Below are 14,843 nucleotides of genomic sequence, written 5' to 3'. Positions count from 1 at the left end.
TCCGTTTTACTTACCCGCAATTTACCATTATGAGCAACGCAGACAAACCATTTATCGGCATCCTTATCGTCTCCATAGCCCTTTTATATAGCCTGATGGCCATCCTGAGTTAGGCACAAGTCTGATAGAATCATCTGGCATAATCACTTAGAGATCAGTCTTTAGGTACGCCCTCCCCCTTGGAGGGGCAGTGTGTCAAAAGCATCTTTTCATAAGTAAAATTTAAAGGGGTCATTGACCCTGACCAGGTACATTCGGGAATTAAAAACGGGCTTATTGGAATTATATGGCAAACAGGTAATCGCAGCCGGAACTACAGGGTAACAATCATGGAAAGGTCTACAGGTTGAGTAAGGGTTTGCGAGGAAAACTAACAGTAAGTACCTGGATAAAGATTACAAGGGATAAGGCAGGTACAAAGGTTGGTCAAATTTAACTGAATTATTTGGATAAGTTCCTTGCGGGTACAACAGGAACTGGTTTTACTTCATAGATTGGACTGAAAAGATACAATTTTCCGGTGGACAGTTCAACACATTGGTACCTTTTTCTCAATTTTTTCCCTTTTCGGAATACTCTTTCATCCCCCTGCGTGTCTCCGATAACAAAACTGGCCCCTTCCTCTATTTGTTCTACCAGCAACAAATTCCCAGGATTTTTATCATATCGCTTTAAAATTCGCATCAGCCCCTCGTCTGCACAGCTACTGGCTGGCAAATTATGCAATGATTTTTTTATGGCCGCCAGAATATCGTCCGGAAATACACCCAGCGGGATCACTTCTTCCAGCATTTTACGATAGATCAATTTCCATTCCTTTCCATGAGATTGCACCCGGTTACTGTGCTCCATAAAGGTCACCAGGTGAGCCAGTTCATGGATCAGCGTGATCAGAAAGGAATATTTATTCAGATTACCATTGATGCTGATCCGGTGATTTTGGGCCTGGGTGGCATGACGATAATCCCCCAATACGCTTTTTCTTTCCCGCGTGATCGTTAGGTGGACCTTGTAATGATGAAGGTACTCCAGAACCAGGGCGGCGGCCTTTTCGGGAATAAACTGACTGAGATATTCAATGGGGGCTTCTTTCTTAGGCATTTTTCCGGAACTTGCTCAAACGCATTAAAATTTTTACCTCTGCAAAAGTATAGATTACATACAACCCAAAACAGCCGAGTATGGCAATTTTGCTAACCCCCGGCCCGGCCATTAATGCATAAAGTAAGGTAGCTGCCAGGCAAAAAAACATTTTTATCAGGAGACTGGCATATAACATCCGGAGGAAGACATGCACATTTGCGTTTCGCAAAGCCTTGGTATACAGCACGAAAGAAATTGCTGTAGCTAGGAACAGTATGGCATTTCCTGTGAGAAGGACCATTGGATCTACATTCCGCCCGGTCAACCATTGTTTGGCAACCAGGAATAGGAGACTGGACAGGATAAATATTAATAAAATAGGCAGAAACTGCCTGCGGGGCGTATTACTTTCCATCACGGTTCTTGGAACTTTCTTTGATTAATTTAACGATCAATACCACAATTACCAGCAAAGGTAACGCCCAGGTAAGTAATGGAAAAGAAACATGTAGCCATTTATCGGCTTTTACCCCAATAAAAATGGAAAGTCCCACAGAGGCAACGACCTCTGTGGACAAACCCGCATATCGCAATAGCTCCCGGCGGTTATCCGGCTTTACCGGTTTATTTTGAGCCATAATTTCTCTTCAGAAGAAACAGGTGTGCAACTATGCCATAGCCGCCGCCTCACCATGTTTTACATCCCGTTTAATTTCCTGGGCAGGTTTGCCGGCAGGAGCAATACTGCTGCTGGTAAGGGCCATATGGCATTCCCCGTTAAAGGTAGCCGCAGGTTCCACCTGGAGTTTGGAGGCCTGTATATTGCCATTTAAAATACTGCCTCCTTTGAGTTGCAGCAGGTCTTTCACTTTGATAGTCCCCGTCACCTTGCCCATTATATCGGCTTGCTGACCGTTGATATCACCCTGAACGACGCCATTTGCGCCAATTACTACTTTGGCAGAGCAGTGAATACTTCCTACAAGGGTGCCGTCGATGCGGATATCGCCGTTGCTGGTGATATCACCTTTCATTGATGTGCCGGCCCCGATAAGGCTGGTGCTTGTCCCTGTTGGGGTTTCACCCAGGACATCGGATTTGGATTTTCCATTAAACATAAGTATCAGATTTTAATTGAATAGGCGCTAATCATTGATCTTTTCAGGCTTGGGAATCTTCAGAGTGGTCGTATCCAGTTTCACCGTCGTATTACCCTGCAAGACACTCCTTATACTCTCCAGATATTGATCCTTGTACTTAACTTCCTGCTCTAACGAATCAGTACGTATTTTTAGTTCACGAAGGTCCCTGGTATTATTCACATCCCCATATCCCGGAATATATAATTTCAGGGGGGTAAATACGATCAGAGCCACCGTCAGCCCCGTCAACAACACAAAAACCGTGCAGAGAACGATATAAACGCTCAGACGGGACAATTTAAAGGTCACCACCTCTTCGTAGGTATCATCATTCATAACCACTAGGCGGTAGCGATTCTGCAAGCGTTTTAGCGTGGAATTGGCATCGAATTTGGCCATAATAACTAATTACGGTAACTGTTTGCGGATAAAGATAATAAACTAAACCGGTCGAACCGTGTTCGACCCCAATTTCATTGGTTGCCGGGCAGTCAGGGGTTTTTGAAAAAAAATACATCCATATACAATAAATCTCCCGAAAAGCAGTTATCCTGGCCGGAGGCAAAGTTCACCAATCCCTCCGGTAATTTCCTTAGCTTGCGGGCAAAACCAACGCGGACATTGTGACTTCTAGCAAAAAGCTATTATTTGCCGGCTTATCCTTTTTTTACCTGACAGTGTCCGGGCAGGTGGGTGTTGTCTATGATCTGAAGAAGCCCGCGAAATTCGAGAACAGAACCCTGGCTTCCGAAAAATCAACCAACGGGAAAAAATTCAAGACTCCCCGCCGTTTTATCCAAAATACGGTCACCCACTACAATTATTACTATAATGCCAATAACAAATTAAATGAGGTCGTTTCTCTGGCCAAACAACAGTTCAGGGATGACTATACCCGGCTCCTCCCTTTTTACAATTATACCCTCGAAGCAACCCTGGCCCAAAAAAAGGAACTGGATTCGGTTATCTTTAAATGCACTATCGGCATCCTGATCCATGATACGCGGAACGACTGGATCGATAACCTGTATATGCTAATCGGGAAAAGTTTTTATTACCGGAAAGACTTCGATTCCGCCTATATAACTTTCCAATTCCTGAATTACGCCTTTGCTCCGAAGGAAAAGGATGGATACGATAAACCCATTGGCAGTAATGCCAATGAAGACGACGGAGGCAATGCCAATATCGTCTCCACCCTGGAAAAAAGAAATGTTCTGAAAAAGGCATTTTCCATGCCGCCTAACCGTAATGAATCCCTTATCTGGAAGATCAGGACTTATCTGGCAAGGGATCAGTACGCCGAAGCGTCCAGCCTGATTGAAATTTTAAAAAAAGACCCTCAGTTTCCGCCCCGTCTTTCCCATGACCTGGCCGAAGTCCAGGCCTTGTCCTTTTACAAACAGTCCGTTTATGACAGTGCGGCCATTTACCTGGAAAAAGCGTTACCCCTGGCAGACGGGAAGGAAGAAGAGGCCAGGTGGGAATATCTGATCGCTCAATTATATGAAAGGATGAATAATCCTTATGAGGCCAAACTTTTTTATGAGCGGACTATCCGCCACACCATCAACCCGGTCATGGAGGTATATGCCCGTTTGAATGCCATACGGCAGACTAAGGACGGCAGTGAGGATATGATCCAAAAAAACATTGAAGCCCTGGCTAAAATGGCCCGTAAAGATCGTTATGACGGATACCGGGATATCATTTATTATACCGCTGCGCAAATGGAGCTGGAAAGAAAAAACAAACCCGGCGCGGTTACTTTTCTGACCCTCTGTACCCGGGCATCTGCAGGTAATATCGGCAACAACCTGCGGAACAAGGCGTTCCTTCAACTCGCCAACCTATCCTTTGAGGATAAAAGATACCGGCTGGCCAGGAATTATTACGACAGTCTCAACCTCAATGAACGGGATCCAACGCCCATGGGTGATCTGAGTTGGCTGCCCGATAGACGGGCAGGTCTTGCCCTTATCGTAACACAGCTTCTCATACTCGATCGTCAGGATAGTTTACAACGTATCGCCGCTCTCTCCCCCGATCAGCGGGACGCCTATATCAAAAAACTGGTTAAGATCCTGCGCAAACAACAAGGGCTGAAAGAAGATGATCAGCCCGGCAACCAGACCGGCCCGGTCGCCTTTGGCAATAATTCAAAGGCTCCTCCGGATTTGTTTAATACTAACGGAGCGGCTTCTGCGGACTGGTATTTTTATAACCCTTCCCTGAAATCTCGGGGCTATACGGATTTTAAAACAAAATGGGGCAACCGTCCTAATGTGGACAACTGGCAATTATCTTCCCTGGTCAGCCCGCAGCAGGCGATTGCCAAAGACGCCCAACGTACCCTTCCCGGGAAATTGGATCAGGGAGATGCCAGCGGTAAACCCGATGGATCCAAACAGGGAGAGATAAGTTACAAGTCCCTGCTGAACAATCTTCCTCTTACGCCGGAGAAAATGAAACAATCTTCCGATTCGGTTGAACATGCCTTATTCATTCTCGGCAAGTCCTACCAGGAAGGGGTAAGCGATTACGAGTCTGCGGCGGATACTTACGAGAAACTGCTGCAGAAATTTCCAGAGACCGCATTACGGGAAGAAACTTTGCTGAATCTCTACTTTTGTTACAAAAAAATGGGAGACGAGGTCAATGCGAATAAAATATTAGGCATGCTGAAAGGCAACTATCCCAAGGGGAAGTTCGCTGCTATGGCGATCAATCCTGACTCCACCGTTGCGGCTAACGGTAGTTTGAAAGTGAATTCCACTCACCAATATGAGAAGATCTACAATTCGTTTATAGAAGGGAGGTTCGATGAGGCCCTTGCAGAAAAGAAACTGGCCGACAGCCTTTACGGGGACAAATACTGGACACCGCAGTTATTGTACATAGAAGCCGTATATTTTATCCGTTCCAGACAGGACGACCAGGCCAAACAGACCTTGGCGGGGATTCAAATGAAATTCCCTAAAACGCCCATGGCTGCCAAGGCTGCCAATTTACTGGATGTATTGAACCGTCGCAAACAGATAGAAGATTATCTGACTAAACTGGAAGTAAAAAGGGCTACCGATGATGATACCGCAATGGTAAGTACCGCACCGGTTCCTGCTCCTGTTACGCCAGGTTTGAAACGCCTTGTGCGGAACGATTCCAATATGCTTGTCAGGGAAGATACAAGCCAGTTAGCCAGATCCAAACTCCATTTGCCTTCAGCCGGACGTGACCAGGGCGTTTCCCCCGCCGCTTCCCTGCCCGGCATGGAAAAGATGCAGATCGATCCCGCCAACCTGACCAAGATAAAGATGGATGCAGGCCAGTTGGCCCTTTTGCAAAAACAGGCCGATTCCCTCCAGGTAGCCATGATGAAGGCCAGTGCGGATTCGGCTCAGTCGGCCATATTAAAGCAGAAATCGGATTCCGTTAAGGCTGTCATGCAAAAACTCAGAGCGGATACCGCCCAGATGGCGGCCCGTATCCGGGCTATGAACTCCGTTTTTTCCTTTACCCCTGAAAAAACGCATTCGGTGGTCATTGTCATAGAAAAAGTGGATCCGGTTTATGTCACCGAAACCAGGAATGCCTTTAACCGCTATAACCTGGAAAACTATTACGGTCAGTCACTGACAATAGACAACCTTGTTTTAAGTGATACCCTCAAATTAGTGGTCATCAGTCATTTTGAAAATGAAGCGGCCGCCATGGAATATCTGAAAAAGGCAAAGGCATCCGCCCCCCGGGAAATTGTACCCTGGTTACCTACAAACAAATATTCCTTCCTGATCATCTCGGAACCGAACCTGGACGTCCTGGGAAGGAATAAGGATATGGGTGCCTACAGGAAGTTCCTTTCAACGGCTTATCCCGGCAAATTTTAAGGAGAATTAACGCTATTTTTGGATGGTTTGAAACGTTTGGAACGTTAATTGACGCAGAAAAGATCATCAAGCAATAAGAACATTACTTTATAATATGTCTAAAATGGTTCGAATTTTCTGGAAGATTTTCTTATATGGACTGGCCGCCTTTGTCCTGTTTCTTGTCCTGATAAATCTGGGCGTATTTGGCCCCCTGCCTTCCCTGAAAGAATTGGAAAACCCTTCCATTACGCTGGCGACGGAGGTATATGCGGAAGACGGCACCCCTATGGGCAAATATTACAAGGACAAAGGCAATCGAAGCAATGTCGACTTTAAGGATATCTCCTCCAATGTTATCAATGCCCTGGTAGCCACAGAGGATGAGCGTTTTTATGATCATTCCGGCATCGACGGTTTTTCCGTGTTGCGTGCAGTCGTCAAACTGGGCAAAGATGGAGGAGGCAGCACAATCACCCAACAGCTGGCCAAGAACCTGCTGGAACAGGGATCGAAGAACATCGGCCGGCGTTTCATTGAAAAACTGAAGGAGTGGATAATCGCCATCAAACTGGAACGTAATTTTACCAAACAGGAAATTATCGCGCTTTACCTGAATGAAGTTCCGTTTGGAGATAATGTATACGGGATCCGCAATTCTTCCCGTACCTTTTTCCAGAAAGAGCCGGACCGTTTAAGCGTGGATGAGGCAGCTGTACTTATCGGTATGCTCAAAGGCAATACCCTATACAATCCCCGTAAAAATCCCAAAGCCGCCATTGAGAGACGCAATACGGTCATCAACCAGATGGTGAAGAACAATTACCTGCCGGAAGCCCAGGCGGCAAAACTGAAATTGCAGCCTATCGATCTGAGTAATTATAAGAAAACGGATGAGAATAATGGACTGGCACCTTATTTCCGGGATGTAATCCGTGAGGAATTGCGGAAATGGTGCAAGGAGCATAAAAATCCTGCAACCGGTGATCCCTACAACCTTTACCAGGATGGATTGAGGATCTACACGACGATCAATCCGCGTATGCAGTTGTATGCCGACGAGGCAGTAGCCAAACAAATGCCCATCCTGCAGAAATCGCTGAGTGCACAGAATAGCTTACGTAAGGGACTGATTTGGAAAGATCATCAGAATATCCTGGATGCAGCTATGCGTAATAGCGACCGCTGGAAGAATATGGACAATGACGGCCTTAGCGAAGCGGAGATCCGCAAAGCCTTCTCCCAGCCGGTGACAATGAAGGTATTTGCCTGGAATAGCAAACGCGAAAAAGATACGGTGATGAGCCCGATGGATTCCATCAAATATCATCAGCAGATGTTACAAACAGCCTTTATGGTCATGGATCCGGTAACAGGTGCCGTTAAAGCCTGGGTAGGAGGGATCGATTTCAAGACCTATAAATATGACCATGTCAATATCAATACCAAACGCCAGGTAGGCAGTTCCATCAAACCATTTCTCTACAGCCTGGCTATCGAAGATTTTAATTTTACTCCTGAGACGCAATGTGAGACAGGACAGCAATATTTTCCCGGTTTTGGTTATGTGCCTGCACGACCCGACAAACATGAAGGAGGTTCTATGACTATGGCTACCGGTCTGGCCTGGTCGATTAATGGAGTGGCGGCCTATTTAATGAAACAGGTGGGCCCCAAACGGTTTGCCGATTTTGTACAACAGATCAGTATTCCCACGAAGATCGAGCCCTATCCTTCCATGGCATTGGGGGCCTGTGATCTGTCTCTTTATGAAATGCTCTGGGGGTATACTATGTTTCCTTCCGGGGGCTTCAGCACCAAACCTTATTATATTTCAAGGATAGAGGATAAGAACGGGAACGTGCTTGACCGCTTCGATACCAAACGTAAAGAAGTGATCAGCCAGTCCACCGCATATACCATGACCAGGATGATGCAGGGACCTGTGGATTTCGGAACGGCCGCCGGTCTGCGCAACCGCCTGGGCGTTTCGGAAATGGGCGGAAAGACCGGCACCACGAATGATAATTCGGATGCCTGGTTTATGGGTTATACTCCCCAATTAATGGCAGGTGTATGGATCGGTTGCGATGCGCGTTTCATCCACCTGGAAAGCGGATTGGGTTATGGAGCACAGGCCGCCAGACCGATCTGGGAATACTTCTTCACCAAAACATTGGCGGACAGGACCCTCGGAATCGACAAACAGGCCAAATTCATTCCTCCGGAAAACATGCGTAAAGAAATGATGTACGATTATATGAACATCATTGATAAATCGGCTCCCCCCGGAGCAGAAGGCGCAGATCAGGGAAATGGGAAGGCTAATCAATATATGGATACCAGTGCTCCTTCCGTTCCGCTGGATTCCAAATTATCACCCGACGAAGAAAAGGTGCTGAAAGAGGCCACCATCCAGAGAAGCGACAAACAGGGTTCGGTAAAAATAACAGTGACAGACGCGAATAAAAAACCGGCTCCGAAGAAAAAAGAAGGGTTTTTCAAACGTCTGTTCGGCGGAGGAAAAAAAGACAATAATTAACCCTAAAACTGAGGGCAGGGCATCTTGTTCCGGGTAGAATTGGCCTGCTCGGTAAATCCTTTATAGGCAATGACGAGTTCTGTCCCTCCCCTTCCCTGGCTCGTCGTTCGCTGGGCAGATATGTTGGCATCATAACTAAGGGCAACGGAAAGTGATTTCATATCCAGTTTTATCACGGGGATCAGCGCATCGTTCCACCGTAGGAATAGACCCAGATGGGTCGTTAAGCCAGGATCACCCGGATCTCCGTCTCCCAGTTTATAAGATACCATACATCCTCCAACCGTTTCCTGGAATCTGCCCTGGACCGTATGATCGGCCTGAAGGGTAAAATAAGCATATTCATTCAGGTCGAATTTCAAACCTCCCGAAAGGACATACTTGGGCTTTAATTCTTCCGCCTTCTGATAAAAAGAATTTTTTGGGCGGTTCAGATGATGAACGGCAGCACCCAGAAATAAACTATTTTCCTGTTCTTTTCCATAGCTTGTACTAAAACTTACTCCTATACTCCCATCCAGGTAACGTATATCGTGCGTTGAAAAGGTTTCCCCATCAGCCAGTGAAGGATTGAAGGCGTCCCCGTCGAATTGATTGTTGGTCGTGACTTTTGAACGGTCGATGGTTTTCTGAACCATTCCTCCCATAAACCCCAGGGACAGGTACATGCTTTTGTCATTACGTAAAGACTTATGAAAATTGAGGGCCGGCAAAATTTCCGTGGTTTCCAATCCGACCGTACCTGCCCTGTCATACAAAGCTTGCAGACCAAGGGTTAGAAAATTATCACCACTCCCGGCCGGCATTTTATATTCCATACTTAAGGAACCTGTCCGGTAACCATCCGTTACATTATTCCATTGATCACGATATACGCCCTGTATACGAAAGTCTCCTTTGAAGATCCCTGACAGGGAAGGGTTTCGCAACAGTGGGGCTTCAAAGAACTGGGAAAAATGAACGGCCTGTGAAAAGGCATCTTGCCGGGACATCAGCTTCAGCAGTGTCAACAGTATAAACAACGTCCGCAGTACCCCCATTCCTTTCATAACTTAACGTTTTACAATTTCTCATGGATTACCATTTCTCACCGATTACCATTACTCACTGAATCAGGTATTCTTTCCCCGCCCTATCTTACCAGCGCGACATTTCCATGGTAGGGAATGACCTCCGAATTATCACAGATGATCCCGATGACATACAGATACACATCCATTGGCGCCTTTTCCCCTTTATACATTCCATCCCACCCATAGGATGGGGTATTGGGTGGAAAATCCCTTTTCTCAAATACGATCTGGCCCCAGCGGTCATAAATACGTATGGATTGGATGCTGTTCAATCCTTTGCCCCGGACATAGAAAATATCGTTCATCCCATCCCCGTTTGGAGAAAAGGTATTGGGAACAAAAAAGTTTTTACCATTGCAAAGGGCATGAATGGTTAGGGAAGTAGAAGTGGAACATCCTCCGGCATTACCTGCAGAAAGGTTATAAGTAACAGTATTCTTAATGGTCGCGTTCGGGGCGGGACAATCGGTACAACTCAGCCCGGTGGCCGGTGACCAGTCCCACTTTATGATATCCGCAGAATAGTCAGGATGCAAATGAAGGACGCTGCCTGTGATAACGGTAGTGTCCTTGCTCATGATTATCGTCGGAAATTGACTAACGGTGATGAACACTGTAGAACTATCGGAAAAACAGTGATCGCTGTCCCTTCCGGTAACCGTATACATGGTCGTTTGCGCCGGGGAGGCCCGGGTTATGCCCAAATCGGGATTGCTTAATCCTGTTGCGGGTGTCCATTGAAACTGATCTGCTCCGGACGCCTTTAACAGATCCGTTTGACCTGTACAGATCGTCGCGGAGGGAGAAACGGTCAACCGGAATGGATGTCTTACCCGTACATAAACCGAATCCTTTTTTTCACACCCGTGCAGACTAACGCCAGTCACTACATAATTCGTATCTGCCGTAGGATCGATCAGGGGATCTGCACAACGTATACAGGATGCCGCAGGTGCAGTCTCCCATATAAAACTTTCTGCCCCGGATGCATTTAATTGTATGGGATGTCCCTGGCATATAAAAGTATCATTGCCGGCAAAGGTATTGGGCAAGGGCCATATCGTTACCTTCCGGAAGGTCTTGCTGCTGCAGTTATGGCTGTTCGTAGCCTGTAGCTGCACCAGGTAGTTCCCGGGTGAGGGATAAGTCTCCAGGATCGAATCGGCCATACCGCCAGGTTTTCCATTACCGGTATCCCATAACCAGCGCAGACTGTCTGCAACATTAGCATTACCCGAAGAATTACCGGAGGAATTGCCTGAAGGACTGTCGGTCAGAGATAGGGCCCGGAAGATCAAAGGGCCGGGTACACAGGCAGCGCTGTCGCCAGTAATAAGAACCACCGGACTCCGGTAAACTTTTACGGTATCCTTCCAGCTGACCGAATCCGTACAGCCATAGACGGTAGTAATCCAATGCCGGACCGTGAACAAACCGGCGCTGTCATAAAAATGTCCGGGCGCCGCAGATCCTGCTGTCGTCCCGTCACCGAAGTTCCATACCTGACGGGTAATCCCGTCATTGGCCGTGGAATGATCCGTAAACCGGACGAATCCGGAATCGCAGATCCGCCCTGTATCAATGCCGGCCTGGATACTGACCCCTATGATCTTCAGGCTGTCTGCCCCGGTATAAACCACTTTGCACCCTGCGCTGTCGATCAGTATCATCCTGGGCAGAAAACCCCCAGCCTGCTGGTAACGATACACTTCTGCGGTATCCGGGGTTGCATCTGTATGGCCATCATTAAAATCCCATATCAGGGATTCTCCTTTTTGAATCGAGGCATTCAATCGAACGGTAACGGGGCGGCAACCGATAGTCGGAGAATAATGAAAACTCCCTTTTGGTCCTCTGACCACTATTTTTTTCAGGCCTGAATCCACACAGCCGCCAGGGCCGCGGATTAATGCCTTTGCAAGATATTCGCCCGGGTAGTTGTAAAAATGAACCGGGTTTTCAAGGCTGGAGAAGGCGCCATCCCCAAAATCCCACTGGAGGGTAATATAATTCAGGGAATGATTGGTGAACCGGGCCTGTAATGGCGGGCAATTTTCCATAGAATCAGAAAGATCGAATACGGCCACCGGGATGGTGACGCGGATAATGCGGATAAGAGAATCCCGGCAGCCCAGGGTATCCCTTACCAATAGTTTCACTACGAAATTTCCGGGAGACGGGTAGGCATATTGGGGAGATCGCAAGACAGATCCATTTCCATTACCAAAGCTCCACTGAAAGAGAAGACCGCCCCCTGAAGAGGAGTCGGACAAACGTACCGTTGCGCCCGGGCAGGTATTGGTATCGGAGGCAGCAAAAGCGGCCCGGGGGCTGGATACGAGCACCATATCCTTTTTCACCAGGCTGTCGGCGCATCCGGCCGCATCGGTAACGCGGAGCCCGACCGTATACCTGCCTCCGCCGGCATATATATGCGTAAAAGGCGGAGCTGTATAATTTTGTATAGTCCCATCGCCAAAATTCCAGGTCCATTGAACGATCACATGATTACTGTCCGGAACACTGTGGTCACTGAAACTCAGGAGCCCTCTTATGCAAACTGCCTGCGGCGCGTTAAAGGCGGCTGAGGGTCCGTTGACCTGTATATAACGCGGCATGACCACCGAATCAGTACAGCCATTAACATCCGTATGGATAAGGGATACGGAATACCGCCCTGCTTTTGCAAAAACATGAGACATATATCCGACGGTAGTTCCGGCAAAAGACCCCACGTTAACGGACACCCGTATACCATCTCCAAAATCCATCCATGCCTTGGCCATATATACGGGATCTATTTTGGACAAGGAAAATTTCACCTGCTCCCCTCTGCACACCGTGGTGGTCCCGGCCTGAAAACCGGGATGTTCGTCAGCAACCGTCAGGGTTTGCGATGCGCTGTCCACACATTGTTCATGGCTAACCAGCAGGTTCACGCGGTAAACACCTTTCTGCAAATAGCGGTGGGTGGGATTGGTGGTGGTCCCGGAAGAACCATCGGCCGGCAGCCTGATACCATCACCGAAGTCCCACAGCAGACCCAACGCACCGATCGAAATACTTTTAAAGGTTCGGGTATATTTGTCCTTACAATCTGTAGTAGTAGTGAACCCTGCCACCGGAAGGTTTATATGCACGAACCTGTCGATGCTCAGGGTATCAGCGCACCCTTTGTTCCAGGTCACCAGGCTGACCTTAAAATAGCCGGTGTCCGTATACAAATGGGCCGGATCAACCAAAGGAGAAATAATACCGTCCCCAAAATACCATTGCCACTGATCCCCCGATGGGATACTAAGATTGGTGAACCTGACGGGAACACTTCGGCAGCCATCCCGAGGATCGGCTGAAAAGTTAACCCGGGGCTTTTGGCTTGCCTGCACTCCATGTGCAAAAACCACGGAATCCACACAGCCTCCGGCGGTCGTAACGACCAGCTTAACCGTAAAGTCACCTTCCGTCAAATAAGTCTTTGGCAGCGTTGGAAGCGCAGAACCTGTTCCATCCCCAAAATCCCAACGATAGACCGAGATTTTGTCCAAAGGGCCCGTTGATCCCGGAGGACTGACAAGATTCGCCGAGACAGCCACCGTTAACGGTAAACAGCCCTTTGCCGGCAACCAGGGAATGTTGATCTGCAGAGACCGGATCCGGATATAGTCCGGTTTGGTGAGCGTATCCGGGCATCCGTTATTTCCGGTCATTATCAGTCTGACGGTAAAATTGCCAAAAACAGTATAGAGATGGACCGGGTTAGGGTCTGTACCCGTTTGTCCATCCCCGAAATCCCAATGACAATTTATACCCTGTACGGCATTGGAGGTAAAATTTACGGTAAACGGAATACTGCAGGAATAGAGGGAATTTGCAGATTGGGAATTTGCAGAAAAAGAAACAGAAGGCCTTGGGTTTATACGTATGGGCCTGCTCACGGAGTCGATACAATTGGGAAAAGTATCTGTCAGCCTGATCAGGTAAGTACCTGCAGCGGAATAAGTCTTGACGGGTGATGGGACAACAGAGCCTGTCCTATCACCAAAATCCCACAGTACGGTTAATGGTGCCGGGGATGAGGTATTATTAATCAAAATGGGCATTCCGGTACAAATGCTGTCCGGTGAAACAAAATGGGCTTTCTCCCTGCCAATATTGAATAAGTCGGTCCTTTCCAGTGTATCGCTGCATCCGGGGCCGCTGACGGCCATTAAAGTGACGCTGTAACTTCCTTTGGAAGTATATACATGCACCGGGTCGGTAAGGGAAGAAGAAGTTCCGTCCCCAAAATCCCAGTGATAAGTAAGAACTCCAGGACCTCCGGTTCCTCCAGCTCCCTGGGACCCGGAACTATTGGCAAATTGAACGTATACGGGAGGCTGGCAATTCCGGCCGGCAATACCGGTAAAATTGGCTTTCGGCGGAGGCAACATCCTGATATATTTTGTTTTTCCGGCCGTCTGGCTGCATCCGTTTCCAGTGGTAACCTGCAGATTGACCGTAAAACTTCCAGCATTATTATAGGTATGCACCGGCTGCTGAAGAAAGGAGGTATCCCCATCGCCAAAATCCCATTTCCATGTTAAGGTTGCCGGTGGAATACCGGGGACAGACGTGCTGTTAGTGAAGGAAATCAAAAGGGGGAAACACCCTGTCGTATCTGAAGCCCTAAAATCGGGTTTGGGTGTCTCATAGACAGTAATATACCCCCTTCGGCTGATGGAATCCTTCCCCTGTGCATTACTAATGACCAGACTGATGGAATAGGTTCCCGGGATCGTATACGTGGTAGAGGGGTTCTGAAAGGAAGAAAGCGTCCCGTTGCCCAAATCCCATTTCCAGTTGACCGGTCCTCCCGTTGATCTGTCCAGGAACGCGACTACCAGCGGGGCGCAGCCGTTAAGGGGTCCTGCTGTAAAGGCAGCCTTAACCTGTCCGTATGAGGCAGAGATGGAAATGAATGGAAGAGTTGTAAAAAGGAAAAGACGGAGGACAAGTTGTTTCACGGGATATGACTTTATTGCAGGAAACCTCCAGCAGATCGCCAACTTAAAATTAGGCGTTCCTACCCGCTGTTACCATGGTGAACAAACCCTGCCGGGGTCTGTTTTGGTGAATAGGCCATTAGATATAGCGAAAG

9 protein-coding genes are annotated in these 14,843 nt (G+C 47.8%); 2 read left to right on the top strand and 7 right to left on the bottom strand.

The genetic code is table 11. The features are described from left to right. Window positions 1–441: 441 nt before the first annotated feature. From ACX0G9_RS17020 to ACX0G9_RS17000, 5 genes are read right to left on the bottom strand one after another with little or no spacing between them, the layout of a single operon-like run. Window positions 442–1,101 carry a SprT-like domain-containing protein gene (locus ACX0G9_RS17020; RefSeq protein WP_459066141.1) on the bottom strand — a complete coding sequence of 220 codons (660 nt, stop codon included), beginning with the start codon at window positions 1,099–1,101 and terminating at the stop codon, window positions 442–444. Then, on the bottom strand, window positions 1,094–1,498 hold the full coding sequence (locus ACX0G9_RS17015; RefSeq protein ID WP_459066140.1) for a hypothetical protein: 405 nt from the start codon (window positions 1,496–1,498) through the stop codon (window positions 1,094–1,096). The genes ACX0G9_RS17020 and ACX0G9_RS17015 overlap by 8 nt, the downstream gene beginning before the upstream one ends. Next, complete coding sequence (locus tag ACX0G9_RS17010; protein WP_459066139.1) at window positions 1,488–1,721, bottom strand: AtpZ/AtpI family protein; 234 nt, start codon at window positions 1,719–1,721, stop codon at window positions 1,488–1,490. Before ACX0G9_RS17010 ends, ACX0G9_RS17015 begins: the two co-directional genes overlap by 11 nt. Window positions 1,722–1,751: 30 nt before the next feature. Beyond that, on the bottom strand, window positions 1,752–2,201 hold the full coding sequence (locus tag ACX0G9_RS17005; protein ID WP_459066138.1) for a bactofilin family protein: 450 nt from the start codon (window positions 2,199–2,201) through the stop codon (window positions 1,752–1,754). A gap of 27 nt (window positions 2,202–2,228) precedes the next feature. After that, window positions 2,229–2,624: a hypothetical protein gene (locus ACX0G9_RS17000; protein WP_459066137.1), complete on the bottom strand. Its 396-nt coding sequence runs from the start codon at window positions 2,622–2,624 to the stop codon at window positions 2,229–2,231. 224 nt (window positions 2,625–2,848) lie between these two features. On the opposite strand from ACX0G9_RS17000, the gene porW reads away from it, so the two are divergent. Both porW and ACX0G9_RS16990 read left to right on the top strand, forming a co-directional pair. Next, entirely contained in the window at window positions 2,849–6,112 is a 3,264-nt protein-coding gene (gene porW, locus ACX0G9_RS16995; protein ID WP_459066136.1) for a type IX secretion system periplasmic lipoprotein PorW/SprE, read from the top strand. 103 nt (window positions 6,113–6,215) lie between these two features. Next, window positions 6,216–8,633 carry a penicillin-binding protein 1A gene (locus tag ACX0G9_RS16990; protein ID WP_459066135.1) on the top strand — a complete coding sequence of 806 codons (2,418 nt, stop codon included), beginning with the start codon at window positions 6,216–6,218 and terminating at the stop codon, window positions 8,631–8,633. A 2-nt stretch (window positions 8,634–8,635) separates the two neighbouring features. Here ACX0G9_RS16990 and ACX0G9_RS16985 read toward each other — a convergent pair whose 3' ends face one another. Continuing rightward, window positions 8,636–9,682, bottom strand: a complete 1,047-nt coding sequence (locus ACX0G9_RS16985) for a PorP/SprF family type IX secretion system membrane protein (protein ID WP_459066134.1) — start codon at window positions 9,680–9,682, stop codon at window positions 8,636–8,638. Window positions 9,683–9,765: 83 nt separating this feature from the next. Next, the gene (locus ACX0G9_RS16980) at window positions 9,766–14,709 is read right to left on the bottom strand and encodes a PKD domain-containing protein (RefSeq protein WP_459066133.1); all 4,944 of its coding nucleotides are present in this window, start codon (window positions 14,707–14,709) and stop codon (window positions 9,766–9,768) included. Window positions 14,710–14,843 lie beyond the last annotated feature (134 nt).

The sequence above is a fragment of the Flavitalea flava genome, from assembly GCF_054461575.1.
This window is presented reverse-complemented; position numbering and strand designations above follow the sequence as displayed.

What these genes read in the sequence shown, in the direction of transcription:
- ACX0G9_RS17020 (WP_459066141.1), bottom strand. Translation starts at nt 1,101, where the DNA reads ATGCCTAAGAAAGAAGCCCCCATTGAATATCTCAGTCAGTTTATTCCC.
- ACX0G9_RS17015 (WP_459066140.1), bottom strand. Translation starts at nt 1,498, where the DNA reads ATGGAAAGTAATACGCCCCGCAGGCAGTTTCTGCCTATTTTATTAATA.
- ACX0G9_RS17010 (WP_459066139.1), bottom strand. Translation starts at nt 1,721, where the DNA reads ATGGCTCAAAATAAACCGGTAAAGCCGGATAACCGCCGGGAGCTATTG.
- ACX0G9_RS17005 (WP_459066138.1), bottom strand. Translation starts at nt 2,201, where the DNA reads ATGTTTAATGGAAAATCCAAATCCGATGTCCTGGGTGAAACCCCAACA.
- ACX0G9_RS17000 (WP_459066137.1), bottom strand. Translation starts at nt 2,624, where the DNA reads ATGGCCAAATTCGATGCCAATTCCACGCTAAAACGCTTGCAGAATCGC.
- ACX0G9_RS16990 (WP_459066135.1), top strand. Translation starts at nt 6,216, where the DNA reads ATGGTTCGAATTTTCTGGAAGATTTTCTTATATGGACTGGCCGCCTTT.
- ACX0G9_RS16985 (WP_459066134.1), bottom strand. Translation starts at nt 9,682, where the DNA reads ATGAAAGGAATGGGGGTACTGCGGACGTTGTTTATACTGTTGACACTG.